At 69.6% G+C, this 25,013-nt stretch carries 20 protein-coding genes and 1 tRNA gene; 8 read left to right on the plus strand and 13 right to left on the minus strand.

Annotation, left to right across the window (positions count from 1 at the left end; all coding sequences use genetic code 11):
• Positions 1-44: 44 nt before the first annotated feature.
• From holA to ABD736_RS03135, 9 genes are all read right to left on the minus strand, one after another.
• Positions 45-1,082 (minus strand): DNA polymerase III subunit delta, encoded by a 1,038-nt coding sequence (gene holA, locus ABD736_RS03095; RefSeq protein WP_344792198.1) that lies wholly within the window; start codon positions 1,080-1,082, stop codon positions 45-47.
• A complete protein-coding gene (locus ABD736_RS03100; RefSeq protein ID WP_344790268.1) occupies positions 1,082-3,439 on the minus strand; it encodes a ComEC/Rec2 family competence protein in 2,358 nt (785 codons plus the stop codon). Before ABD736_RS03100 ends, holA begins: the two co-directional genes overlap by 1 nt.
• Positions 3,436-4,110, minus strand: a complete 675-nt coding sequence (locus ABD736_RS03105; RefSeq protein WP_344790269.1) for a helix-hairpin-helix domain-containing protein — start codon at positions 4,108-4,110, stop codon at positions 3,436-3,438. Before ABD736_RS03105 ends, ABD736_RS03100 begins: the two co-directional genes overlap by 4 nt.
• 110 nt (positions 4,111-4,220) lie before the next feature.
• Positions 4,221-6,800, minus strand: coding sequence for a leucine--tRNA ligase (leuS, locus tag ABD736_RS03110; protein ID WP_344790270.1), 2,580 nt, complete (start codon positions 6,798-6,800; stop codon positions 4,221-4,223).
• A gap of 129 nt (positions 6,801-6,929) precedes the next feature.
• A complete protein-coding gene (locus ABD736_RS03115) occupies positions 6,930-7,883 on the minus strand; it encodes an ABC transporter substrate-binding protein (protein WP_344790271.1) in 954 nt (317 codons plus the stop codon).
• Positions 7,859-8,599: an ABC transporter permease gene (locus tag ABD736_RS03120; protein WP_344790272.1), complete on the minus strand. Its 741-nt coding sequence runs from the start codon at positions 8,597-8,599 to the stop codon at positions 7,859-7,861. Before ABD736_RS03120 ends, ABD736_RS03115 begins: the two co-directional genes overlap by 25 nt.
• On the minus strand, positions 8,596-9,300 hold the full coding sequence (locus ABD736_RS03125) for an ABC transporter permease (RefSeq protein WP_344790273.1): 705 nt from the start codon (positions 9,298-9,300) through the stop codon (positions 8,596-8,598). Before ABD736_RS03125 ends, ABD736_RS03120 begins: the two co-directional genes overlap by 4 nt.
• Positions 9,297-10,040, minus strand: coding sequence for an ABC transporter ATP-binding protein (locus tag ABD736_RS03130; RefSeq protein ID WP_344790274.1), 744 nt, complete (start codon positions 10,038-10,040; stop codon positions 9,297-9,299). The genes ABD736_RS03125 and ABD736_RS03130 overlap by 4 nt, the downstream gene beginning before the upstream one ends.
• Before the next feature lie 73 nt (positions 10,041-10,113).
• Complete coding sequence (locus tag ABD736_RS03135) at positions 10,114-10,764, minus strand: TetR/AcrR family transcriptional regulator (RefSeq protein WP_344790275.1); 651 nt, start codon at positions 10,762-10,764, stop codon at positions 10,114-10,116.
• Positions 10,765-10,884: 120 nt separating this feature from the next.
• On the opposite strand from ABD736_RS03135, the gene ABD736_RS03140 reads away from it, so the two are divergent.
• The 3 genes from ABD736_RS03140 to ABD736_RS03150 are packed head-to-tail and all read left to right on the plus strand — an operon-like array spanning position 10,885 to position 14,044.
• Complete coding sequence (locus ABD736_RS03140) at positions 10,885-11,955, plus strand: App1 family protein phosphatidate phosphatase (RefSeq protein WP_344790276.1); 1,071 nt, start codon at positions 10,885-10,887, stop codon at positions 11,953-11,955.
• On the plus strand, positions 11,933-12,988 hold the full coding sequence (locus ABD736_RS03145; protein WP_344790277.1) for a winged helix DNA-binding domain-containing protein: 1,056 nt from the start codon (positions 11,933-11,935) through the stop codon (positions 12,986-12,988). Before ABD736_RS03140 ends, ABD736_RS03145 begins: the two co-directional genes overlap by 23 nt.
• Positions 12,989-12,997: 9 nt before the next feature.
• Positions 12,998-14,044, plus strand: coding sequence for an FUSC family protein (locus ABD736_RS03150; protein ID WP_344790278.1), 1,047 nt, complete (start codon positions 12,998-13,000; stop codon positions 14,042-14,044).
• On the opposite strand, the gene ABD736_RS03155 is transcribed toward ABD736_RS03150, so the two are convergent.
• Positions 14,022-15,386: an MFS transporter gene (locus ABD736_RS03155; protein WP_344790279.1), complete on the minus strand. Its 1,365-nt coding sequence runs from the start codon at positions 15,384-15,386 to the stop codon at positions 14,022-14,024. The genes ABD736_RS03150 and ABD736_RS03155 overlap by 23 nt on opposite strands.
• Positions 15,387-15,534: 148 nt before the next feature.
• Between ABD736_RS03155 and ABD736_RS03160 the strand changes: the two genes are divergently transcribed.
• The 5 genes from ABD736_RS03160 to ABD736_RS03180 all read left to right on the plus strand — a co-directional run bounded on the left by ABD736_RS03160 (position 15,535) and on the right by ABD736_RS03180 (position 21,474).
• Positions 15,535-16,653, plus strand: coding sequence for a coiled-coil domain-containing protein (locus ABD736_RS03160; RefSeq protein WP_344790280.1), 1,119 nt, complete (start codon positions 15,535-15,537; stop codon positions 16,651-16,653).
• Positions 16,654-16,777: 124 nt separating this feature from the next.
• On the plus strand, positions 16,778-17,845 hold the full coding sequence (locus tag ABD736_RS03165) for a sugar ABC transporter substrate-binding protein (protein WP_344790281.1): 1,068 nt from the start codon (positions 16,778-16,780) through the stop codon (positions 17,843-17,845).
• 101 nt (positions 17,846-17,946) lie between these two features.
• Positions 17,947-18,705: an ATP-binding cassette domain-containing protein gene (locus ABD736_RS03170; protein WP_344790282.1), complete on the plus strand. Its 759-nt coding sequence runs from the start codon at positions 17,947-17,949 to the stop codon at positions 18,703-18,705.
• On the plus strand, positions 18,702-19,997 hold the full coding sequence (locus tag ABD736_RS03175) for a sugar ABC transporter permease (RefSeq protein WP_344790283.1): 1,296 nt from the start codon (positions 18,702-18,704) through the stop codon (positions 19,995-19,997). Before ABD736_RS03170 ends, ABD736_RS03175 begins: the two co-directional genes overlap by 4 nt.
• Positions 19,998-20,067: 70 nt before the next feature.
• Complete coding sequence (locus ABD736_RS03180; protein WP_344790284.1) at positions 20,068-21,474, plus strand: glycoside-pentoside-hexuronide (GPH):cation symporter; 1,407 nt, start codon at positions 20,068-20,070, stop codon at positions 21,472-21,474.
• On the opposite strand, the gene ABD736_RS03185 is transcribed toward ABD736_RS03180, so the two are convergent.
• The 3 genes from ABD736_RS03185 to rsfS all read right to left on the minus strand — a co-directional run bounded on the left by ABD736_RS03185 (position 21,471) and on the right by rsfS (position 25,007).
• A complete protein-coding gene (locus ABD736_RS03185) occupies positions 21,471-24,206 on the minus strand; it encodes an ATP-binding protein (protein WP_344790285.1) in 2,736 nt (911 codons plus the stop codon). The two genes, ABD736_RS03180 and ABD736_RS03185, sit on opposite strands and share 4 nt — an antisense overlap.
• Positions 24,207-24,438: 232 nt before the next feature.
• Positions 24,439-24,511 (minus strand) — tRNA-Ala (locus ABD736_RS03190).
• Positions 24,512-24,623: 112 nt separating this feature from the next.
• Positions 24,624-25,007: a ribosome silencing factor gene (gene rsfS, locus ABD736_RS03195; protein WP_344790286.1), complete on the minus strand. Its 384-nt coding sequence runs from the start codon at positions 25,005-25,007 to the stop codon at positions 24,624-24,626.
• Positions 25,008-25,013: the final 6 nt, after the last annotated feature.

Below are 25,013 nucleotides of genomic sequence, written 5' to 3' on the forward strand. Positions count from 1 at the left end.
TCGGAAGGGCCCCGCTTCGGCGGGGCCCTTTTCCTATACCCGAGCTACGCCCGGCCCTTGGAGCTCACGATGCGCACGAGCCGCTCGAGCGCGAACACCGGGTCGCGGCCGCCGCCCTTCACCTCGGCATCGGCGGCCGCCAGCGCCTGGATGGCCGCGACCAGCCCCTGCTCGTCCCAGCCCTGCAGCTCTTCGCGGGCGCGCTTGACCTGCCAGGGCGAGAGTCCGAACTTGCTCGCCAGCTGCCCGTCGGCGCCACGCGAGCCTTTGAGTTTCGCCATGGTGCGCACCTTGCTCGCGAACGCCGCGACCATCGGCACCGGGTCGGCGCCGCTCGCGAGGGCGTGCCGCATCGTCACGAGCGCCTCACCATAGCGGCCCGCGATCGCCGCATCGGCCACCGAGAACGAGTTCACCTCGACGCGGCCGCCGTAGTAGCTGTCGACGACCTTCTCGTCGATCTCGGCAGCGCTGTCGCTGATGAGCTGCTGGCAGGCGGAGGCGAGCTCGGCCAGGTCGTCGGCGAAGGCGGAGACCACCGCCCGCAGCGCGGCCGGAGTGATGCGCTTTCCGGCGCGGCGGAACTCGTCTCGGGCGAAGTCGAACTTGTCGGAGTCGCGCTTGAGCTCGGCGCAGACGATCTCGATGCCGCCGCCGCGGCCAGAGCGGATCTCGTCGAGCAGCTTCTTCCCGCGCACTCCCCCTGCGTGGCGCAGCACGAGCACGGCACCGTCATCTGGGGCGGAGAGATAGTCGATGGTCTCGAGGATGAAGGCGTCGGATGCCTTCTCGACCCCGCTCGCACGGATCAGCCGCGGCTCGCCGAACAGCGATGGGCTCGCGAGCGTGACGAGCTCGCCCGGCGCGTAGTCGCCGGCGTCGATGTCGCTGACCTCGAGGCTCGGGTCGGCTTCCTTGAGCTGGTCGCGCAGCAGGCGGATCGCCCGGTCTGCCAGCACCGTCTCGGTGCCCGACACGAGCACAACGGGTGCTGGGCGCACCTGCCCCCAGCTCAGCTGCGGGATGGCGGTCTTCGCGGCCACTCGTCCTCCTCGTGCTCCCAGCCTAGTTGCCGCCACCATCACCGCCTCGCCGGAGTCCACAGCGCGGTGGCCGTCGTGCGCTTCTGCGACCACAGCGCGAGCGCTCCGCGATGAGAGGTGACGAGCAGCGTGCCCTCGAGGTCGGTGCGGGCGACCTGCGTCCCCGCGGCGCGCAGGAGCTGCAGCGCCTTCGCGGTCGGATGGCCGTAGGTGTTGCCGGCACCGCACGAGATCAGGCCGAGCCGCGCGTGCACGAGCCCGTAGAGCTTCTCGCTCTGGTCGGCGCTGCCGTGATGGGCGACTTTGACGATGTCCACGCTCGGAAGTCCGCCGTCGGAGAGCATCGCGTCTTGAGCTTTCTCGTCGAGGTCGGCGAGCGTCAGCATCCGCACCCCTGCTCCCTCGATCTCGAGCGCGACACCGCCCTCGTTGCTGGTCGACATGTCAGGGTGAGCGCCATCGGGCCAGAGCACCTGCCACCGCAGCTCGCCGAGCGCGCCCTGGTCGCCGCGTGTCCCGAACCGAATCGGAACGTGATGCGTGCGCAGCTCTTCGACCCGGTGCTCGGCCGCTGCGTCCCCGGTCGGTGGCGTCCCGATCACGGCGGCGCCGGTCATGCCGACGACTGCGTCCAGGCCGCCGACGTGATCGGAGTCGTAATGCGTCAGCACGAGCAGCGCGAGGTGATGGATGCCCAACTCGCGCATGCAGTCCGCGAGCGGCTTCGGGTCGGGCCCGGTGTCGATGAGCGCATAGCTCGTGTCGCTGTGGAGCACGATCGCGTCGCCCTGGCCGATGTCGCACAGCCCGATGACCCAGTCGCGCGGCATCGCGGCGCGCGCGGCGATCGCCGGCCCGGCTTGCAGAGCGAGCACGCCGACGATGAGCAGGGCGGATGCTGCGGCCGCGGCTCCTCGCACGCGCCGCCCGCCCACCGTGCGCGGACGGGCGACCAGGGCCACCACCCCGAGCGTCAGCACCACCGCGACGCCGAACCCGATCACGCCCGCCGGCCAGGGCAGCGCACTGGCCGGCAGGGTGGTCGACGTCCGGGCGATCCCGGCGATCCAGCTCGCGGGCGCCCAGGCGGCCCACAGGAGTGGAGCGGCGAGGTGCGTGGAGAGCGGCACGACCAGGCATCCGATCAGCCCGATCACGGTCGCGATCGGCGCTGCAGGTTCGGCGAGCACGTTAGCGATGACGCCGTACAGCGGGACCGTCGGGTTCAGCAGCACGAGCACCGGCTGACAGGCGAGTTGTGCCGCGAGCGGCACCGAGAGGCCGACCGCCAGCCAGCGCGGCAGCCAGCGCTCGAGCCGCGTCGCCAGCGGTGGCGCGAGCACCAGCAGCGCGGCGGTCGCGACGACCGAGAGGGCGAACCCGTAGTCCCTGGCCAGCCAGGGGTCGACGACGAGCAGGGTGAGCACGGCCAGGGCGAGCGCCGGAAGTGCGCGGCCCGGCCTGCCGAGCGCCGTGCCGAGCACGACGATCGCTGCCATCACCGCGGCGCGCAGCACACTCGCCCCGGGGGTCACGAGCACCACGAAAGCCGCGAGACCGACGAGCGCCCCTGCGATGCGCGCTCCGCGGCCCAGACCGGCGGCTGCCCCGACCGCGAGCAGCCCGGCGATGATGACCGCGCAGTTCGACCCGGAGACCGCAGTGAGATGGCTGAGCGATGATGCCTTCATGTCTGCGTCGAGGTCTGCGCTGACCCGCGACTCGTCGCCGATGACGATGCCGGGCAGCAGCTCGCCGCCGCCACCCGGCAGCTTCGCTGTCGCGGTGCCGAACCGCGTTCGCAGGCCGTCGGACCAGGCAAGCCACGCAGGCGGTGCTGCGGTCTCACGCCAGGAGTCCGCATAGACGGTCAGAGCGACGTCGTCCTCGGGCGGCATCGTCTTCACCGTGCCCGTCAGAGCCACCGTCTCGCCGATGCGCGGCTGCGCTCGAGCGCGGCTCGCGTACACCAGCGCCGGCACGCGCCCGGTGATACTCGTGCGTCCGACGTCGACTTCGCTCACCGTCACGTGGAAGCTCACCCGCTCGCCCCCGCCGAAGGCGCCGCCGGCCGCGGCCCGCGCGCCGGAATCGACGGTTCCGACGGCGCTGACGGTGTGACCCGAAACGGCGCCGTCGAGCGCCGGAGGGTGCCGCACCGGCCCGGCGATCGCGGTCGCCGCCGCGCCGACCCCGATGGCGGCCAGAGCGACGACGATCATTCCGGCGATGCCGCTGCGGCGCAGGAATCCGATCACCCCCACCGCGACCGCAGCCAACCCGCTCACCGCAGCGCACACCCAGCCCGCCTCAGGGTCGGCGAGCAGCAGCCCTGCCGCGAGCCAGGCGGCGGCAGCCGGCGGAACCAGGCGCAGATCCAGACCGCGGGCTCTCACCGCACCGCCACCAGATCCTTCAGGTCGGCGAACGTCTTGTCGCCGATGCCCGTCACGTTCTTCAGGTCGTCGACCGAGGCGAAGCGGCCGTTCTGGGTGCGCCAGTCGATGATGCGCTGCGCCATCGCGGGGCCCACGCGCGGCAGTGTCTCGAGCTGCTCGAGCGTCGCGGCATTGAGGTCGATCTTCGCCCCGGGCGCCGGAGTGCCGCCTGCCGTCGCTCCGCTGCCGCCGGCTGCCGCAGCCGGCGGCAGCGCCTGGCCCGGCGTCGGAACGAGCACCTGCTGGCCGTCGGCGAGCACCTGAGCGAGATTGAGCCCCGACTGGTCGGCGCCCGCCGTGAATCCCCCGGCAGCTCCGACCGCGTCGATCACGCGCGCTCCGTCGGGCAGCTCGTACACGCCGGGCCGCTTGACCTGCCCGAGCACGTGGATCACAACGGATGCCGCCGTCGGCACCGCCGTCGCCGGGGTCACCACGCCCCCGGGCGAAGGAGTGAGCTCGGCAATCGGCTGCGCTCCCCCACCGCCGCTCACGAGACCCGCCACGACGGCGACCGCCACGCCGAGCACGAGCAGCACGATCGCCGCGCCCACGCCGATGCGCCACCGCGTGCCGGCGCGCGCGGACGCCGCCAGCGCTTCCTCTGGCTCGTCGACGGAATCGCTCACGCCGCGAGGCTAGGCGGCGCGGCTCACACGCCGACGCGCCCGGCATCCGTTCTGGGGATGCCGGGCGCGCCGGGCGACCTGTGCAGGGCGAGAGCCCTCAGGCGACGGGGCTACTGCGGCTTCGTCGCGATGTTGACGAGCTTCGGGGCGCGCACGATCACGTTCACGATCTGCTGGTCGCCCACCGAGCGCTGCACCGCAGCCGACGAGCGCGCGAGCTGCTCGAGCTCGTCCGCACCGATCTTCGCCGGCACCTCGAACTTGTCGCGCACCTTCCCGTTGACCTGGACGATGGCGGTCACCGTGTCCTCGACGAGCAGGGTGCGGTCGGCCTTCCGCCACTGCACATTGGCCACCGTCGGCTCGTAGCCGAGCAGCTGCCACATGTCCTCTGCGGTGTACGGGGCGAACAGGTTCAGCGACATGGCGACGACCTCGGCCGCCTCGCGCACCGCCGGGTCGGCGGGGCCCGCCCCGGAGTCGATCACCTTGCGCGTCGCGTTGACGAGCTCGATCAGCCGGGCGACGACGACGTTGAACTTGAACGCCTCGACGAGACCCGGCGCGTCGGCGAGGAAGCGGTGGGTCTGCTTCCGCAGCGCGAGGTCGCCGTCCTTCCAGATCACGTCGGGCGACGAGGTCACGTCGCGAGCGATGCGCCAGGCGCGCGCCAGGAACTTCGAGGAGCCGGTGGCCGAGACATCCGCCCAGTCGATGTCATCCTCGGGCGGCCCGGCGAACGCCATCGTGACGCGCAGCGCGTCGGCGCCGTATTCCTTCAGCTGCGACGCGAACTCGACCAGGTTGCCCTTGCTCTTGCTCATCGCCGAGCCGTCCATGAGCACCTGGCCCTGGTTCAGCAGCGACATGAACGGCTCGGTGAAGTCGACGTAGCCCAGGTCGAACAGCACCTTCGTGATGAACCGCGAGTACAGCAGGTGCAGGATCGCGTGCTCGACACCGCCGACGTACTGGTCGACCGGCGCCCACTTGCCGGCCTCGGCCGGGTCGAAGGCGCGGGTGTCGTCGTTCGCCGACAGGAAGCGCAGGAAGTACCACGACGAGTCGACGAAGGTGTCCATCGTGTCGCTGTCGCGCTTCGCGGGGCCGCCGCACGACGGGCAGTCCACGTTCACCCAGTCCTCGGCGGCGCCGAGGGGGCTCGACCCCTTCGGCCGCAGGTCGAGCCCTGCGGCATCCGGCAGCTTCACCGGCAGCTGGTCCTCGGGAACCGGAACCTCGCCACAGCTCGGGCAGTGGATGATCGGGATCGGCGTGCCCCAGTAGCGCTGACGCGAGATCAGCCAGTCGCGCAGGCGGTAGTTGCGCGCGGCGCCGCCGATGCCGGCCTGCGCGAGCGCCTCGGTCACCTTCGTGATGGCCGTGTTCTTGCTCAGACCGTTGAACGGCCCGGAGTTGACCAGGCGGCCCGCGCCCGTGAGCGCCTCACCCGTCTGCTTGGGGTCGGGCAGCACCGGCGGCAGGTCCTCCGGCTCGTCGTCGCCGGTGATCACCGGGATCGCCCCGGTGACCGGTGCGTTCACGTCGACGACCACCTTCACGGGCAGGTCGAAGGCACGGGCGAAGTCGAGGTCACGCTGGTCGTGCGCGGGCACGGCCATGATCGCGCCGTGGCCGTACTCGGCGAGCACGTAGTCTGCAGCCCAGATCGGCAGCCGCTCACCCGTCAGCGGATTCTTCGCGTAGCGGCCGAGGAAGACGCCGGTCTTCTCGCGCTCCGTCGACAGGCGCTCGATCTCGGTCGCGCCACGCACCTTCTCGAGGTATGCGTTGAACTCGGCCTGGACTTCAGGGGATGCCCCGGCCGCGAGCTCCTGCGCGAGATCGGAATCCGGCGCGACGACCATGAAGGTCACCCCGTAGAGCGTGTCGGGCCGCGTGGTGTACACCGACACCGGCTCATCGCGCCCCTCGATCGTGAAGCTCACGTCGGCGCCGACCGACCGGCCGATCCAGTTGCGCTGCATCGTCAGCACGCGCGTGGGCCAAGTGCCCTCGAGCTGGTTCAGGTCGTCGAGCAGGCGGTCTGCGTAGTCGGTGACACGGAAGTACCACTGCGTCAGCTTCTTCTTCGTGACCAGGAAGCCGCAGCGCTCACAGTGCCCGTCGATGACCTGCTCGTTCGCGAGCACGGTCTGATCGTTCGGGCACCAGTTGACGCTGCCGTCCTTGCGGTACGCGAGGCCCTTCTCGTACAGCTTGAGGAACAGCCACTGGTTCCACTTGTAGTACTCGGGGTCGCTCGTGTGCAGCTCGCGCGACCAGTCGAAGCTGGGCGCGTAGATCTTGAAGGACGCCTTCTGCTGGGCGATGTTGTCGTAGGTCCAGCCGCGCGGGTCGATGCCGCGCTTGATCGCCGCGTTCTCGGCGGGCAGCCCGAAGCTGTCCCACCCGATCGGGTGCAGCACGTTGAAGCCCTGCTGCCGCCAGTAGCGCGCCACGATGTCGCCGAAGCCGAACGCCTCGGCGTGACCCATGTGCAGGTCGCCGGAGGGGTACGGGAACATGTCCAGCACGTACTTGCGCGGCCGGTTGTCGGCCGGGTCGTCGGTCGCGAACGGCTGGAGAGCCTCCCACACGGGAGCCCACTTGTCCTGGATGGCGGCGAAGTCATAGCGCGCCTCGCGTGCCTCGTCGTTCTCCCGCGTCGCCGTCTGCTCGTCTGCCACGTGTGTCCTGTCTTCAGTGCTGGGATTTCCGGCGCCGGGCGCCGACTATCAAGGTTACCGGAGCATGACGAACGCCCCCTGCGTGAAGCGGCAGGGGGCGTTCGAGGGATGCCTGGTGAGGCGCGCTGGCTAGAAGCCGTTCGCCTTGACCCACTCCTTGGCGATCTGGTCGGAGGCCTCCTTGTCGTTGTAGCTCTTCTTGAGCATGTCGCTCAGCTGGTCGGTGGTCAGCTTCGCGGACACCTTGTTGAGCGTGTCCTTCACCTTCGCGCTCGCGACCTTGCTCGAGATGAGCGGGACGACGTTCTGCGCCGCGATGAGGTGCTGCGGGTCCGCAAGGGTGACGAGGTTGTTCTTCGCGATCGACGGGTCGCTCGAGTAGATGTCGGCGAGCTGGACGGAGCCGTCGAGCAGCGCCTTCAGCGTGTTGGCGCCGCCGCTGTCGTTGATCGGCGTGAGTGTCGCGCTCACCCCGTAGGTCGACTTGAGACCGGGGATGCCATAGGGACGCGTCGCGAACTCGGGGTTCGCCGCGACCTTCAGCTCGCCCTTGACGTTCTTCAGGTCGGCGAGGCTCGTGACGTGGTTGTCGTCGCTGAACTTCTTCGTGACGTTGTACGAGTCGGCGTCCTGCCCGGGGGCCTGGTCGAGCACCTCGGCCTTGCCGGCGTCGAGCTTGCCGCCGCCACCGTTCTTCACCGCCGTCTGAAGCGCCGAGTAAACCTCGTCGCTCGAGCTCACCTTGGAGGTCGAGTCGAGGAACTGCAGCAGGTTGCCCGTGTATTCGGGGACTAGCTGGATCTCGTCGTTCTTGAGGGCGGCGATGTAGCGGTCGCGCTGGCCGATGTTCGCCTTCACGTCGGTCTTCACACCGGCGTCGGAGAGCGCGTCGGCGTAGATGTACGCGAGGATCGCGTTCTCGGGGAACGCGGCGGAGCCGACCGTGATGGTGCCGGACGAGCCCTTGGAGCCGGAGTCGTTCGACAGCGGGTTGCCGTTGTTGCCGGCGCAGCCCGTGAGCACGAGCGCTGCCAGGCTGAGGGCGCCTGCTGCGGCGATCACGCCTTTTCTGGTGCGAGCCATGACGGGTCCTTTCGGGTGGGTGATTGCGTCTTGGTGCGGATGTCGGCGGTGCGCCCTGCGAGCACCCCTCGGGGGGTGACCAGTCGCTGCACGAGGGCGAAGAGCCCGTCGACCAGCAGCGCCAGCACGATCACAAGAATCGAACCAGCCAGGAGCTGCGCGTAATCCTCATTCGGTAATGCGTCGTAAAGAAAGCGGCCGAGACCCCCTAGCGGAAGGAATGCGGCGACCGTCCAGGTGGCGATCACCTGGAGGCACGCCGAGCGGATGCCACCGACGATCAGCGGCAGCGCCAGCGGTACCTCTACCTGCCAAAGTACGCCGGAACCTGTGAAGCCCACTGAGCGGGCGGCGTCGACGACCTCGCGGTCGACCGACTCCACGCCGGAGTACGCGCCCGCGATGATGGGTGGCAGGGCGAGGATCACGAGGGCGATGAGCGGCGGCAGGATGCCGATGCCGAGCCCCAGCGCCAGCAGGATCACGAGGCCCAGGGTCGGCAGCGCGCGCAAGGCGCCCGTGAACGGCACGACCACCTCGCGGCCGCGGCCGGTGTGGCCGATGAGCAGACCGACGGGCAGCCCGATCGCGATCGCGACGATCAGGGTCAGGCCCGTGTAGCCGAGATGCTCGAGCAGGCGCTGCGGCACGCCCGTCGCTCCCGACCAGTGCGCGGGGTCGGCAAGCCAGGCGAAGGCCTGCGAGTAGGAGTTCATGCGCTCACCGCCTCCGCGGCAGCGAGTCGGGCATCACGCGAGATCCGCTGCCGCCGCGTCCACGGCATGAGCCAGCGGCCCAGCAGCACGAGCAGCACGTCGAAGACGAGCGCGATGATGACGGTGCCGATGATGCCGACCCACACCTCGGTGAGGTAGGCGCGCTGATAGCCGTCGATGAAGAAGAACCCGAGGCTGTTGACGCCGATGACCGAGCCGATGGTCACGAGAGACACCGTGCTGACCGACACGACCCGCAGGCCCGCGAGCAGCACCGGCCCCGCGAGCGGCAGCTCGACGCCGAAGAAGCGACGCGCGGTGCCGTAGCCCATGGCCGACGCCGACAGCTTGACGTCGGACGACACCGCCGCCAACCCGTCGGCCGTCGTGCGCACCATGAGGGCCACGGCGTAGAGCGTGAGCGCGATCTCGACGTTGAGCGGGTCGAGGATGCGCGTTCCGATGAGCGACGGAAGCAGCGCGAACAGCGGCAGCGACGGCACCGCGTAGAGGATGCCCGCCACCGTCAGCAGCACGGGCCGGATCGCGCGCAGCACGCCGGGTGAGAACGCGAAGCGGTTGGCCACCCACCCCAGCGGCACCGAGATCGCGAAGCCGATCACGATCGGCGGAATAGACAGCCAGATGTGTGCCAGGCCGTATTCCGAGACCTGGCTCCAGTTGGTGACGACCCAGTTCACCGCAGGATGCTCCGCGGGCGGCCGGCCTCGATGAACTCCGCCACGAAATCGTCGGCGGGGTGCTCGAGCAGTTCCGACGGCGTTCCCCGCTGCGCCACGGTGCCGCCCGGCTTGAACAGCACCACCTGGTCGCCGAGCAGGAACGCCTCGTCGATGTCGTGCGTGACGAACACGACGGTCTTGTCGAGCTCGCGCTGCAGTCGCTTCAGCTCGGTCTGCAGCTCGACGCGCACGAGCGGGTCGACGGCACCGAACGGCTCGTCCATCAGCAGGATGTTCGGGTCGACCGCGAGACCCCGGGCGACCCCCACGCGCTGCTGCTGGCCGCCCGAGAGCTGTGCGGGGTAGCGATCGGCGAGCGACGCGTCGAGGCCGACGACCGTCATCAGCTCGCGAGCCCGGGCCCTGGCATCCTTCTTCTTCTCACCACGCAGGAACGGCACCGTCGCGATGTTGTCGACCACCGTGCGGTGCGGCAGCAGGCCCGAGTTCTGCATGACGTAGCCGATCGAGCGCCGCAGAGCGACGGGCTCACGCGTCGCGATATCGTCGCCGTCGATCAGGATCGTGCCGGCGGTCGGGTCGACCATGCGGTTGATCATGCGCAGCACGGTCGTCTTGCCGCTGCCGGACGAGCCGACGAACACGGTCACCTGCCGCGGGGGGATCACCAGGTCGAGCTCGTCGACCGCGAGGGTGCCGTCAGGGAAGCGCTTCGTGACGGCGCGGAATTCGATCACCGCTCAATACGACCACGCACCACCGACACTGGCAACGTCCGCCGCAATACGGGTACACGCCCCGCGACCCGCGTCAGCTGTAATAGCGGCTCAGATAGGCGCCGATGACGGCCCGCGCCTCGGTGATGTAGCGCTCGTCGCCGTCGCTCGAGGCGATGAAGGCCCGCCCGACCAGGGCGTCGCCGATCTCGACGGCGATGCCCAGGCGGAACTCGAGCTCCTCGCCGGCGGGAAGGCCGAAGTTCTCGGAGAGCACCTCGGCGAGACCGTGCGAGAACGGCACCGTCTCGCCCGCGAACTCACCGGTCGCCTCGTTGCCGCGCTCGTCGTCGGCGAAGCGGATGATGCGGAAGCCGGGCTCATCGCGGTACATGCGCACGGTCGCGTCGATCGAGCAGTCGACGGCCTCGAGCCAGGTGGCGGGCTTCACCTCTTCGATGCGCTGCACCACGGCGAGGCGGAAGCGGCCGATGGCTCGCTCGCGCAGCCCCTGCAGCAGCGCGATGCGGTCCGGGAAGTACCGGTAGACCGTTCCGATCGAGGCGTCGGCGCGCTCGGCGACCATCGCGGTCGTCAGGCGGTCGAAGCCGATCTCGTCGACGACGGCGGCGGCGGCATCGAGAAGAGCATCCACCCGCGCGGCGCTGCGCTCCTGGATCGGCTCTGTGCGCACAAGGGCCGCGAGGGAAGCTGACGGATCCTTGGCGAGATCGTGAATAGGCACGGAAGTGAGAGTCCCTTCGGTTGCTCCTGCGGTCGAGTGTAGACCGTCAGGTTTTGACGGGGCCGCACATCACTCATTCCTGAGTCGGCGCGTCGCGACGGCATGCCAGACTCTTCTGCAATGTCCACGCCAGGTGCCCGCCAGCACCGCGCTGCTCAATTCGACGACGCGGTGAACCACTACCGCGCCAAGCGCGCGCGGGCCAAGGGCTTCCTGCCGACGGTGGTGCCGTATGCCGGCTACGGCACTCCGCAGTGGGCGCGAGTGCTCGGCCGGGTCATGCTCGCGAAGGACCCGCGGCCGGGAACGCGCCTGGGCGGTCGCTACCGGAAGCGGGAAGAGAGCGTGCGGGGCTGGCGCAGCTTCACGAGCGTGCCGATCAGCGACGTGCCGGTCATCGCCGAGATCGCCGGCGTCGAGCATGTGCTGCAGCCCGACCGCGGCGGCGTGATCGATCAGGTCGTGCCGGTCGAGCTGACGCCTGGCAGGCACGAGATCCGCCTGCGCCCGCTCGGCATCGAGACGGCGAGCATCGCGACCCTGCTGATCGTCGGCCCCGAGACGCGGTTCGGCGTCGTGAGCGACATCGACGACACGGTCATGGTGACCTGGCTTCCCCGCCCGCTGCTGGCCGGCTGGAACACGTTCGTCCTCGACGAGCACGCCCGCGTGCCCACACCGGGCATGGCGGTGCTCTACGAGCGCATCCGCTCCGAGCACCGGGGCTCCCCCTTCGTCTATCTCTCGACGGGCCCCTGGAACGTCGCCCCCACGCTGCGCCGCTTCCTCACCAGGAACCTCTTCCCCTCCGGCCCTCTGCTGCTCACCGACTGGGGCCCGACGCACGACCGCTTCTTCCGCAGCGGGCGCGTGCACAAGGAGCAGAACCTGGAGAGGCTCGCCTCCGAGTTCCCCCACGTGAAGTGGCTGCTCTTCGGCGACGACGGACAGCACGACGAGGCCATCTACAGCAACTTCATCCAGCAGCACCCCGACTCCGTCGCCGCCGTCGCCATCCGCCAGCTCTACGTCACAGAGGCGATGCTCGCCGGCGGCCGGTCGAAGGCGGAGGTGCACAGCGAGGCAGGCGGCGTTCCCTGGGTCTACGGCCCTGACGGCATGAGCCTCTACCGTCAGCTGCGCGACCTCGGCTTCGTCGGGGGTCATCATGACGAAGGCAAGCGCGTCTGAGCTGCGGCGCCTGCGTCTGGCAGCGCAGGGGCTCGCAGCCGAGCGCCCGTCGAGCGTGACGGATGCCGCTCGGCGGTTGCTCGCCGTCCAGGCGCAGGATCTCCCGGCCGCGCGCTGGGCGCTGGGCGCGCGCGTTCCGGACTCCGTCGACCAGGACGTGACGGATGCCATCGACTCCGGCGCGCTCGTGCGTCACTGGCCCCTGCGCGGCACTCTGCAGCTCGTCACGCGCGAGGACCTGCGCTGGCTGCTCGAGCTCACGGCCGAGCGGCAATGGCGTGCGGCTGCGCGCATCCGCGAGTCGTGGGGCGTGACCGTCGATCTGCTAGCGACCGCGCGTCAGGCATCCGTCGCCGCGCTCGAAGGCGGCCGCGCACTCACGCGAGCCGAACTCAGCACGGTGCTGGAGACGGCCGGCGTCGCCATGGGCGGCGGCCGCGGCTACCAGGTGATCTCTGCGCTCGCAATCACCGGCACGCTGGTGTGGGCCGCGAGCAGCGGCTCGACGCAGCGCCTTGCTTTGCTCGACGAGTGGGTGCCCGCCGCACCCGCGGTCGACCGCGACGAGGCGCTCGAGCGGCTCGTGACCCGCTATCTCGCCGGCCACGGCCCGGCGACCGCCGCCGACCTCGTCTGGTGGGCCGGCATCCCGGTCAGCTGGGTGAGGCGCGGGGCGGATGCCGCCCGCGTCGGCCTGCTCGAGGTCGACGGGACCTCGTACCTGATCGACCAGGCGTCCGCTCCCCCGCCGGCGCCGCGCGGCGCGCTGCTGCTGCCGGCGTTCGACGAGTACCTGCTCGGCTATCAGCAACGCGATCTCGTGCTGCCGCCCCGGTACCGCGACAGGGTCGCGCCACAGCGCAACGGGCGGTTCCTGCCGATCGTCGTAAGCGCGGGGCGAATCGTCGGAACGTGGAGCGACGAAGGCGATACCGTCAGGGCCCGGCCGTTCGACGAGGCATCCCCCCTCTCTGCGGCGAGCGTCGCGCGCAGCGCAGAACGCTACCGTCTCTTCCGCGCCGCGGCTGGGTAGCTTAAGGGCGTGCGCTACCTCGAATCGCTGCGCGCCTCGGCTCGCGTGCCGCTGCTGCAGGCTGCGAAGACCGCGCTCGCGACGATCGCCGCCTGGGTCATCGCGGGACTGCTGATCCACGGACAGCTGCCCGCCTTCGCCGCCATCGCGGCTTTGCTGGTCGTCCAGCCGAGCCTCAACCAATCACTCTCGCGGGCGATCGAGCGCAGCCTCGGCGTGATCGCCGGAGTGCTGGTCGCGTACATCGTCGGCATCGTGTTCGGCGGCGGGTACTGGGTCGTGCTGCTGTCGATCGTCGCGGCGATCGCGGTCACGTGGCTGCTGCGGCTCACGCCCACGACGTCCGTGCAGGTGCCCATCAGCGCGATGCTCGTGCTCTCGGTGGGCTCGTCGACGCCGGGGTACGCACTCGACCGCATCATCGAGACGGTGATCGGCGCGGCCATCGGCCTCATGGTCAACATCTTCGTGGTCCCGCCCGTCGCGATCGCTCCGGCGCGCGACTCCGTCGACGCCCTGCTCGATGAGATCGCGAACCGCATCGACGCGATCGCCACCGCGCTCACCGTGCCGCAGTCGCCGCAGAAGCTCGACGAGCTGCTCGTGCTCGCCCGCCTGCTGAGGCCGATGGTCGACAAGGCGAACGCCGCGATCACCGCAGCCGACGAATCGCTCTCGATCAACCCGCAGCGCAACCGGCATCAGCCGGGACTCGCGGAGGCCGAGGCGCTGCGCGACCGCCTCAGCAACCTGGTCAACCGCACGACCGCGATGACCCGCACTCTGCACGACCGCTACGCGGACGAACTGCTCGACGAGCCGACCATCGCGGCCCTGGCCGAAGAGACCCGTCGCGCTGCGCACGACCTGCGGCTGCTGCGCCTCACGCCCGCCGATGCCCCGGCCGAGGCCTCCCAGGCGGCCCAGGAACCGCCCGCCCTGACGGCGCCGCTGACGGTCAGCCGCCCCGACCCGACGCACTGGATCCTGGTCGGGTCGCTGCTCGAGGACCTGCGCCGGATCCGTGAGGAGATCACGGGCGAGGAGCTGGTGTAGGCCGCTCCGCGAGGAACTCGTCGCGGATGCCGATGCCCGACACCGCCGCGCCCGCCGCCAGCAGCACCGCCAGCACGATAATCGTGCGCTGCAGGCCGGCGAGGTCGAGGTGCTCCCCCACGATGAACCCGGCGCAGGCCACCGCCACGAGCCCTGCGACCCGCGCAACCGCGTTGTTGATCGCCGACGCGATGCCGGCCTGCGTTTCGGGGATCGACCCGAGGATCGCCGACGTCAGCGGAGCCACGGTGATCGAGATGCCGAGCCCGACGATCACAGTGCCGGGCAGCAGCTGGGTCCAGTAGTCGAACGGATGCCTGATCAGCAGCATCGACAGGAAGCCGGCCGCGACGACCAGCGGGCCGGCCGTCATGAACCACCTCGCGCCGTACTTCCCGGCGAGAACGCCGAAGCGGCTCGCCAGCAGCAGCGCCGCGAGCGTGCTCGGCACCAGCGCGAGGCCGGCGAGTGCGGCGGGCACGCGCGCCACCTGCTGAAGATAGAGGCCGACCATCAGCGGCCCGAGCGAGAACGCCGCGTAGATCGCGAAGGTCGCGACGTTCCCCACCGCGAAGTCATGGGCCCTGAAGATCGACATCGGCAGCATCGGCTGGCGCACCCGCCGCTCGACGAGAACGAACCCGATGGCGGCGAGGACGCCGATGGCAGCGGAGGCGATGACGACCGCATCCACCCAGCCGCGCTGGCCCTGCTCGATGAGCGCGAACACGATGCCGCCGAGCGCCACCGCGCCGAGCACCGCGCCCGGCACGTCGACGCGCGCGTTCGGCCGCCCCTCGGCTTTGGGCAGGCGAGCGAGCAGCAGCAGGGTCGCGGCGATCGGAACCACGTTGATCGCGAACACCCACCGCCACGAGAGCGTGTCGACGAACAGGCCGCCGAGGAACGGCCCGATCAGCATCGCGATGCCGGTCCACGCCGTCCACCGCCCGATCGCCTTCGACTGCGCCGGGCCCTCGAACGCCGAGATGATGAGCGCGAGCGAGCTCGGCACGAGCAGCGCGCCGGCAACCCCCTGCACGGCGCGGGCGGCGATCAGCACACCGGCCGTCGGAGCAACCGCGCACAGCACCGATGCCGCGCCGAACCCGATCAGGCCGCCGAACAGCACTCGGGTGCGGCTGAACAGATCGCTCAGCGAGCCCGCGACGAGGATCAGCGCACCGAGCGTCACGAGATAGGCGTCGACGACCCACTGCTGCAGCGCGAGGCCGCCGCCGAGCTCGCGCGCGATCGCCGGCAGGGCGACGTTCACGACGCTGCCATCGAGGAACGCCACGAACGAGGCGAGGATCGCCACGAGCAGGACCGTGCGCTGCATCACACGGCTCAGTCAAGCACCGGCTGCAGACATCGCCCGCACGCGTCCCCCATGCGGGGGTCGACAGAGATTTCCGCTTGACCGCGTGTTCCGCCCTGCGGCGGCCATCCCCGCTCTATATGGTTTCGAGCGTATGCGTAGGACGAGAGTGACTCTGGCCATTGCCGTCGCGGCCGCGGCGGCGCTTGTGACCGGCCTCGGTGCCGTAGCCCCCGCGTCTGCCGCGGAGCACTGGCCGACGGAGGCCGAGGTGCAGGCCGCCAAGCGCAACGCAGCCGCCTCGACCGCCGAGTACAACAAGCTGCAGAGCCTCGTCAAGAAGCAGCAGGCCGTCGCCGTCGCCGCAGCGGCCACCGCGCTCGAGAAGCAGAACGACTACGCCAAGGCCGAGCAGGCGTACCAGCAGGCGAGCAAGAAGGCCGACGGATTGAAGGCGCAGGCGGATGCCGCCAAAGAGAAGGCTGCGTCGGCCGACCGCCGCTTCGGTTCGATCGCCTCGCAGCTGTATCTCGCGGGCGGCAACAGCGGAATGACCACCCAGCTGCTGCTGCAGCACGGGAAGGAGTCGCAGCTGCTCGACCGGCTGAGCGCGATGAGCCGGCTCACCGGCCTCGCCTCGGGGTTGCGCGATCAGGCATCCCAGCAGTCCAACGTCGCCGCCGCACTGTCTGCGCAGGCCGCGGCAGCCGAGCAGACCCGAAAGAAGCTCGACGAGCAGGCGCAGCAGGCTCTCGCGACGGCGAAAGCCGCCCAGCAGGCGGCCGACTCCGCACTCTCCAGCTCTCAGAAGCAGAGCGCCGTCGCCTTCAAGGAGATGGGCGAGCTCAAGTCGCAGAGCGCCGCACTGCAGAAGAAGTACGCGGAGCACCAGGCGTACCTCGCCGCGCTCGCCCGGCAGCGCGCCGCCCAGGGCAGCGCGTCTTCGCTGTATGCGATCTCGCGCAGTATCACGCCCGACCCGGCCGCCGCCAAGGCGTATGCGCGGTCGCAGCTCGGCAACCACGGCTGGGGCTCCAGTCAGTGGGGCTGCCTGCTCGACCTGTGGACCCATGAGTCCGGCTGGCGCGTCAACGCGTACAACCCCTCGAGCGCCGCCTACGGCATCCCCCAGGCGTGGCCCGGGTCGAAGATGGCGAGCTACGGCGCGGACTGGACGACGAACTACGTCACCCAGATCAACTGGGGCCTCGCCTACATCAAGAGCTCCTACGGCACGCCGTGCGCCGCGTGGTCTTTCGAGATGTCGCACACGCCGAACTGGTATTGATACAAAAACGCGTTCGTCCTGTCGTGCAATAACGCTCAGTTTCAGGCATGATGCGAATGCCCCACTCAAGGATGAGGGGGCAGCGAGAGTGTTCTCGCTCACAGCAAACGAAGGAGAGCGCGACGTGAAGCGCAGCTCATTGGTTTCGCTCGCTGTTCTGGCATCCGCGGCAGCATTGGTGCTGGCCGGCTGTTCAGGCAACGGCGACAACAGCAAGTCGAATTCGGCAGGCAAGGCCTCTTCGAAGACCGCCTGCGTGATCCTCCCCGACGCGGCGTCCTCGCCCCGCTGGGAGAACATGGACCGGCCCGACCTCAAGAAGGCCCTCGAGGGCGCCGGCTTCAAGACCGACATCCAGAACGCCCAGGGCGACACCAGCAAGTACGCCACCATCGCAGACCAGGAGCTCTCGCAGGGCTGCGGCGTGATGCTGCTCGTCGACTACAACGGCGCGGGCGCCGCCGTGGCCAAGAAGGCCAAGGCCCAGGGCATTCCGGTCATCGCCTACGACCGCCCGATCTCGGGTGCTGACTACTACGTCTCGTTCGACAACGAGAAGGTCGGCGAGCTCGAGGGCCAGGCGATCGTCGACGGACTCAAGGCCGAGAACAAGGACCCGAAGACGGCCACCGTCGTTTACATGGGCGGCGACCCGACCGACGGCAACGCGAAGATGTTCCACGACGGCGCCGACAAGGTGATGTCCGAGGCGGGCATCAAGCCGGCGAAGGAGCCGCCGGGGGTCTGGGACGGCGCCAAGTCGGCGACCAACTTCGAGCAGGCGCTGACCGCGCTCGGCGGCAAGGTCGACGCGGTGTGGGTCGCCAACGACACCAACGCCGCGGGCGTCATCTCGGTCCTCGACAAGAACCACCTGAAGGTTCCCGTCTCCGGCCAGGACGCGTCGACCGCCGGTCTGCAGAACGTCCTTCTCGGCAAGCAGACGGGCACCGTGTGGAAGCACGTCCCCGACGAGGCGAAGGCCGCGAGCGACCTCGCGATCGAGCTGCTGAAGGGCAAGAAGCCGAACGTCGACAAGAAGCTCGACGACGGCACGCCGTATGTGGCGGTCACGCCCGTGCTCGTCGGCCCGAAGGACGTCGAGAAGGTCGTCCAGGCCGGTGACGCCACGGTCTCCGACATCTGCACCGGTGCCGTCAAGGCGGCCTGCGCGGCCAACGGCGTCCAGTAGTAGGCGCCTGAGCAGTCCACAAGCAGGGGTCGGCCCAGGTCATCTTCCCGGGCCGGCCCCTACTTTTCTGGCATCAATTCAAGAGATTGAGGATTCCCCACATGGACACTCCCATCATCGAGTTGACGGGTGTCGTCAAGAGCTTCGGTCCGGTGAATGTGCTGCGCGGCGTCGAGCTGCGCGCCTACCCGGGCAAGGTCACGGCCCTCGTCGGCGACAACGGCGCGGGCAAGTCGACCCTCATCAAGGGCCTCGCCGGCGTGCAGCCCTACGACGAGGGCGAGGTGCGGTTCGAAGGGCAGCCCGTGTCGCTGACCCACCCGCGTGATGCATCCGCTCTCGGCATCGAGGTCGTCTACCAGGACCTCGCGCTCTGCGACAACCTCGACATCGTTCAGAACATGTTCCTCGGCCGCGAAGAGCTGGTCGGCGGCACGCTCGACGAGGGCAAGATGGAGCGCCAGAGCTCCGAGGCGCTGCGCGCGCTGAACGTGCGCACGGTGAAGTCAGTGCGCCAGAAGGTCGCCTCGCTCTCCGGCGGCCAGCGCCAGACCGTCGCCATCGCACGCGCGGTGCTCAAGAAGGCCAAGGTCGTCATCCTCGACGAGCCGACCGCCGCCCTCGGCGTCGCGCAGACCGAGCAGGTGCTCAACACCGTGCAGCGGCTCGCCGCACAGGGCGTGGCCGTCATCATCATCAGCCACAACCTCGCCGACGTCTTCAAGGTCGCCGACTACATCAGCGTGCTGTACCTCGGCACGATGGTCGCCGAGGTCGCCACCGCCGAGACCACCTATGACGACGTCGTCGGCTACATCACCGGCAGCAAGACCTACGACCCGAGCGGAGCACGCGCATGAGCGCCTCCAGTAGCAATGACACCGCGACCACGAACACCACGACGCTCCTGCCCGAGTCCGTCGACAGCCTGATCGGCAGCGGCCAGGAAGGCGGCGTCGGCGACCAGGTCCGCGCCTGGTGGTCGCGCGTGCGCGGGGGCGAGATGGGCGCACTGCCCGCCGTTGGCGGCTTCATCGTGCTCGCCGTGCTGTTCTCGTTCCTGAGCCCGTACTTCCTGACCGAGCGCAACTTCGCCAACTTCCTCACCCAGGCCGCCGAGCTCGTCATGCTGGGCATGGCGCTGGTCTTCGTCATCCTGCTCGGCGAGATCGACCTGTCCGCCGGCGTCACCGGCGGCCTCGCGATGTGCGTGTGGGTCGTGCTGGTCGACGTGACGAAGCTGAACTGGTTGCTCGCGCTGCTGATCGCCTTCGTCGTCGGCCTCGCAGTCGGGTCGTTCATCGGCTTCTTCGTGGCACGGATCGGGATTCCCTCGTTCGTCGTCACTCTGGGCCTGTTCCTCGGCTTCCAGGGCCTCGAGCTGATCATCATCGGCACGGGCGGCAACTACCAGGTGCAGACGCCGGCGATCGTCGCGATCATGAACAACAATCTGCCCGTCTGGGCAGGCTGGCTGATGCTCGCGGTGTTCGTTGCACTGTCGCTCGCGACGGCATTCTGGGACCGCAGCCGCCGCACCGCGGCGAACGTTCCGAACGGCCCGCTCTCGCTCGTGTGGATCAAGTCCGGGGCACTGCTGGTGCTCGGCGGCCTCGCCGTCTTCCTGCTCAGCCAGGACCGGTCGTCGTCGATCATCTCGATCCGCGGTGTCCCGATCGTCGTTCCGATCGTGCTCGCCGTGCTGTGGATCGGCACCTTCGTGCTCGACCGGACGAAGTTCGGTCGCTACATCTACGCGGTCGGTGGCAATGCAGAGGCCGCGCGCCGCTCGGGCGTCAACGTCGTGCTGATCCGCTTCCTCGTGTTCGTGATCTGCTCGTTCCTCGCGGTCGGCTCCGGCCTCTTCACCGCGGCGCGCGTCGGGTCGATCGACGCCACGGCCGGCAAGGACATCGTCCTCTCGGGTGTCGCGGCTGCGGTCGTCGGCGGCGTCAGCCTCTTCGGCGGCCGTGGCCGGCTCGTGCACGCCGCGGTCGGTGCACTCGTGATCGCCGTGATCACGAACGGCCTGGGGCTGCTCAACCTCCCCTCCGGCATCAACAACGTCATCGCCGGCGCCGTCCTGGTGCTCGCGGCGACGATCGATGCGCTCTCGCGCCTGCGCGCGGGCGGAAGCCTGCTGCGGCGCTGACGCTCAGCGCTCACGAGCGAAGACGGCGTCCCGGGTTCTGCCCGGGGCGCCGTCGTCATATGATCCGGGTGTGGCGTCCTCCGAGAGCACGGCGGCCGGCTTCTATCGGCTCAGCTGGCTGCAGCGCATCGGCTTCGGCGCGGGCGATCTCGCCCAGAATCTGATCTACAACACCGTCGCCACCTACCTGCTGTTCTTCTACACGCAGGTCTTCGGCCTCGGGGCGGGCGTCGCCGCGACGATGTTCCTCGTGGTTCGCCTCGTCGACGTGGTGTGGGACCCCCTCGTCGGCACCTTCGTCGACAAGCACACGACGCCGTGGGGTCGATATCGCGGCTACCTCATCCTCGCCGGCATCCCCCTCTCGGTATTCGCCGTCCTGGTGTTCTGGAACGGGTTCTCGGGCTCACTGCTCTACGCCTACGTCACCTACGTCGGGCTGTCGATGCTCTACACGCTGCTCAACGTGCCGTACGGCGCGCTGAACGCATCACTGACGCGAGACAACGAGGAGATCTCCGTCCTGACCACGACGCGCATGTTCATGGCGAACATCGGCGGCCTCGCGGTCGCGTTCGGTGTTCCCGTGATCGTGCAGGCGATCTCGCCCACCGGAGACTGGGGAACGGCGGCCGCCGCCGGCGCGTGGCAGACGACGATGACCGTGTTCGCCGCCGTCGGCCTCGCCGTGCTCATCTTCTGCTTCAGCCAGACCCGCGAGCGCGTGGTCATGGATGCCGCACATCAGGAGGAGGTGAAGCTCACGGACCTCGTCGTCGAGTTCCGCCGGAACCGGCACCTGCGCACCCTCGCATTCTTCTTCGTCACGGCCTTCGCGATGATGGCCGTCGGCAACTCGGGTGCCGCCTACTACATGACAGAGGTCGTGCATCACGAGGAGCTCGCCGGGTGGTTCAACGCGCTCGGAGTGCTTCCGGCATTCGTCTTCCTGCCGATCGTCCCAGCCATCCGCCGGGCGATCGGCAAGCGCGCCCTCTTCATCTCGTTCCTGCTCGTGGGCATCGTCGGCCTCGCGATGCTCTATTTCATCCCGGATCCCGCCCACAACGTCGCCTGGGTGCTCGTGGCGCAGGTCGTGCGGTCGATCGGCATCATCGTGGCGACCGGGTACATGTGGGCGCTCGTGCCCGAAGTGATCTCATTCGGAGAATGGAAGACCGGGCGGCGCATCTCGGGCATCGTGAACGCCCTGACCGGCATCTTCTTCAAGGCGGGCTTCGCGCTCGGGGGCGTCGTTCCCGGGATCGTCCTCGCTGCCACCGGCTACGTCGCGGGCACCGAGACTCAGACGAACGGCGCGAAAGAGGGAATCCTCTGGCTGGTCTCCGTGATCCCCGGCATCCTGCTGATCCTCGCCATCGTCATCATCAGCCGCTACAACCTGACGGACGAGCAGCTGGTCGAGATCAATCGTGAGATCGAGGCACGCCACCGCAGCGCCGGTGGAGGCGACTAACCGCATCCGAGCGCCGCGAGCTCGCGCCGCCCTTCGTCGGCGCGGGACGGCAGCAGAAGCAGCGTGCAGGCGCGTTCGTAGCGCGCCCCCATGCGTTCCCAGATGGCAACGGATGCCTCAAGCGCACTCCGATCGCCGGTGAGCCTCCCCCTCGCCCGCGCCACATAGCCGGCCGTCCAGTCGCTCTCGTGAGCGGCCTGCGCCGCGACCTCGAGCTCGGCTGCGGCCGAGGGCCGCGCCGCGAGGACCGCGGCCTCCGCAGCGAGCGACCAGACGTACACGCGGTCGACGGTGAAGTCCGGGCGCGGGTGGTGCCAGCCGGCCGGGTCCGAGAGGACGTCGCCGAGAATCGCGACGGCCCGAGGTGCGTCGTCGCGGGCAAGGGCGATGCGCGCCGCGCAGTACCGCCGCACGTCGCTCGCCTCGGGGTCGTGGCCGATCGCCCGCTCCACACGATCGCCGCGCTCGAACCACTCAGAGCTCAGCCCGTCGTCCCCACGCAGGCCGTGAACGAGCGCCGCACCGTAGGCGACTTCCTCGAGCCCACGAGGGGGCCGGCCGATGCCGTTCTTCCACTCCGCCCAGGCGTGCGCGGCGGCGTCGAGCGCCTGATCGAACCGCCCCGCCAGCGCGAGCGGCAGAGCCGACTCGGCGGTGCGCTGCCGAGGCGTGATCACGGCGGCGTCCCTGCGGAAGCCCTCGAGCTCGCGGAGGGTCTCCGCCAGCACACCTACGGCGAGCCCCACCTCGGTGAGCATGCGGAAGAGGTCGGTGAGCTCGAACGCTCCGCGCGGATCATGCCGTTCCACGGCCCGCAGGACCTCAACCCGCGCGGCGGTGTGCTCATACGCCGAGCGCAGGGCACCGCGGCCGAGGTCGCGCATGGCCAGGATGTCGAGCACACCGCTGATCAGGAGGGGGTCGCCGCTGCGTCGGGCGGCCGCGAGAGCGCTCTCCTCGAATCCCTCCTCTGCGGCACGACGAGTGCGGATCAGCATGCTCGCCCGCGCCTGTGCGACGACGGCGGCTGCGGCCTGCTCCCCCGGCGGCAGGGCGCGCTGCGCGGCATCCACAAGCTCCGCCAGCCGCTCGTCGCCGATCCTGCGCGGCATGCCCGCAGCGAGACGGGTCGCCGTGATCACCGCGCGGGCCAGGCTCTCGGCCTGCGCGACACCGTCGCCGGCTCGCTCGGCGACATCGGCGGCGCGAAGGAAGTCGTCGAATGCCCCGCCGACGTGGAACTCCGCCAGTGCGATATCCGCCGCGGCCATGAGAGCGTCGATCGCCTCGCGATCCGCCGGCGCGTGCTCTGCCGCGCTCAGGTAGGTCTCGCGCGCTTCGGCGAGGAATCCGCTCGCGTACAGCAGATGCGCCAGGGCCGGCACAAGCACATGCCATTCGTCGCTCGCGGCCGGGCGGTCGCGCACGGCGCGCAGTTCGTCCACCAGGACGTCGAGTTCCGCTCGCCATGCAGGGTCGTCGGCAGCTAGCCGCCGCTCCAGCGCCACCGCGGATGCCGCGGCCCATCTGGCGTGACGGAGTTGCGCCTCGCCCGTCTCGCCGGTCAGCTCCAGCTGCTCGGCGGCATAGGCCCGCACGAGCTCGAGCATCCGCCAGCGGGTCCCGGCCGCCGTGTGCACGCGCACGACCAGGCTGTGGTCGACGAGGCGGCCGAGCAGACCCGCCGCTGCCGCGGCCTCAACGCCCGCCACCTCGGCGACGGCTTCCAGGTCGAACTGGTCGGCGAAGGCGCCGAGCCGAACGAAGACGGCACGCTCGTCGTCGCGCAGGAGGCGGAAGCTCCAGTCGAGCACACCGCGCACGGAGCTGTGCCGGCCGTCCACGCTTTGCCCGCGTGACAGGAAGTCCAGGGAGTCATCGAGCGCGGCGAGCACGGCCGGCACGCCGAGCGACGCGACCCGGGCTGCCGCGAGCTCGATCGGCAGTGGCATCGCCTCGAGTCGGCGGCAGATCTCCTCGACCGCCGGCCGCTCGATCATCTCGTCGCTTCCCGCTCGCTCGAGGAACAGCCGGACGGCGTCGTCGGGCGCGAGCGGGGGCAGGGCGACCACCCGCTCGCCGCGGATGTCGAGACGGCGGCGGCTCGTCGCCAGCACCGTCACCCAGGGGCAGGCCGCGAGGGCGGCTGAGACGAATTCCGCGACGGCGTCGATGAGCTGCTCGCAGTTGTCGAGCACCAGGAGCAAGGGCTGCGCACCCAGCCGATCGAGCACGAGCTCGCGCAGCGCCCTGTCCGGTTCTTCGCGAACCTCGAGAGCAGCTGCCACGGCCTGCAGAGCCGACTCCGGCTGCGATGAGACCAGATCCACCCACACCGCGCCGCCCGGCAGGTCGGGGGCCATTTCGGTGGCCACGGCGGCCGCGAGCCGGGTCTTCCCCATGCCGCCCGGTCCGAGCACGGTCACGACACGGGAGCGCTCGAGGGCGTCGATGAGCTCCGCGCGGTCACGTTCACGACCGACGAAACTGGTCCATTGCACGGGCGGCCTCACCAGCCGCGGCGGTGGCGTGGAGCCCGGCATCGACCGCGCCGCGAGCTCCCGCCTGTCGGCGGCGTTCAGCTTCCGCAGCAGCGAAGACACATGGCTCTCGACCGTGCGCACCGAAAGGCTCAGACGGGCGGCGATCTCAGCGTTCGACAGGTGCTCACGGAGCGCGCTGAGCACCTCCGCTTCTCGAGCGGAGATGGCTGCGGGGGTCGGCCCAGTCATCGTTCGAATCTACCGACAGTGGACGCATCCGTGGTGATTCCGTGGTCAGCACGGATGCCGGCCGATGACTGCACCGCGAATATAGGTGGGTAACCCGATTTCCCGGCCCAGGAGATGAACCCGAGATTCTCCCAACCCCCAATCACACATCAACTGGGCCGGGAAGGGGGTTCAACCCGGTACGGAAAAGCCCCGGTCAGCGAATCTGACCGGGGCTTCCGTGTATCTGGAGTGGATCTGAGGGGACTCGAACCCCTGACCCCCTGCATGCCATGCAGGTGCGCTACCAGCTGCGCCACAGACCCATGTTGCTGGACCAACACAGTGTTGAAACCAACCCAGTGGAGGTGTTTTCGCTCTCGCGGCAACTCGTTCAGCTTACTACAGCCGAGGGCGTGCCATGAAATCGAGGCGACCTCAGCCCTGCCCCGCCACCGCCGAGTGCGGCAGTTCGAACGGCACCACCGGGCAGTCGCGCCACAGTCGCTCGAGCGCGTAGTACTGCCGGTCTTCCTGGTGGAAGACGTGCACCACGAGGTCCCCGAAATCGAGCAGCACCCAGCGACCGCCTTCTTTGCCCTCGCGACGCAGCGTCTTGACGCCGGCGTCGTTCAGCGCGTCTTCGACGGCGTCAGAGATCGCGACGACGTTCCGCTCGGAGTTGCCCGACGCCAGCAGGAAGATGTCGGTCAGGGGAAGCGGGCCGCTGACGTCGAGCGCGACGAGGTCTTCGCCGGCCTTCGAGTCGGCTGCGACCGCAGCCAGTTGCAGAAGCTCTCGGGCCTGGGCGGATGCCGTCATGCAGTG

It is taken from the genome of Gryllotalpicola daejeonensis (genome assembly GCF_039538145.1).
Taxonomy (GTDB): Bacteria; Actinomycetota; Actinomycetes; order Actinomycetales; family Microbacteriaceae; genus Gryllotalpicola; species Gryllotalpicola daejeonensis.

Bases quoted from the DNA above. Each gene is read 5' to 3' on its own strand.
- holA (WP_344792198.1), bottom strand. From the start codon at position 1,082: ATGGTGGCGGCAACTAGGCTGGGAGCACGAGGAGGACGAGTGGCCGCG.
- ABD736_RS03115 (WP_344790271.1), bottom strand. From the start codon at position 7,883: ATGGCTCGCACCAGAAAAGGCGTGATCGCCGCAGCAGGCGCCCTCAGC.
- ABD736_RS03120 (WP_344790272.1), bottom strand. From the start codon at position 8,599: ATGAACTCCTACTCGCAGGCCTTCGCCTGGCTTGCCGACCCCGCGCAC.
- ABD736_RS03140 (WP_344790276.1), top strand. From the start codon at position 10,885: ATGTCCACGCCAGGTGCCCGCCAGCACCGCGCTGCTCAATTCGACGAC.
- ABD736_RS03145 (WP_344790277.1), top strand. From the start codon at position 11,933: ATGACGAAGGCAAGCGCGTCTGAGCTGCGGCGCCTGCGTCTGGCAGCG.
- ABD736_RS03155 (WP_344790279.1), bottom strand. From the start codon at position 15,386: ATGCAGCGCACGGTCCTGCTCGTGGCGATCCTCGCCTCGTTCGTGGCG.
- ABD736_RS03170 (WP_344790282.1), top strand. From the start codon at position 17,947: ATGGACACTCCCATCATCGAGTTGACGGGTGTCGTCAAGAGCTTCGGT.
- ABD736_RS03175 (WP_344790283.1), top strand. From the start codon at position 18,702: ATGAGCGCCTCCAGTAGCAATGACACCGCGACCACGAACACCACGACG.
- ABD736_RS03185 (WP_344790285.1), bottom strand. From the start codon at position 24,206: ATGACTGGGCCGACCCCCGCAGCCATCTCCGCTCGAGAAGCGGAGGTG.
- rsfS (WP_344790286.1), bottom strand. From the start codon at position 25,007: ATGACGGCATCCGCCCAGGCCCGAGAGCTTCTGCAACTGGCTGCGGTC.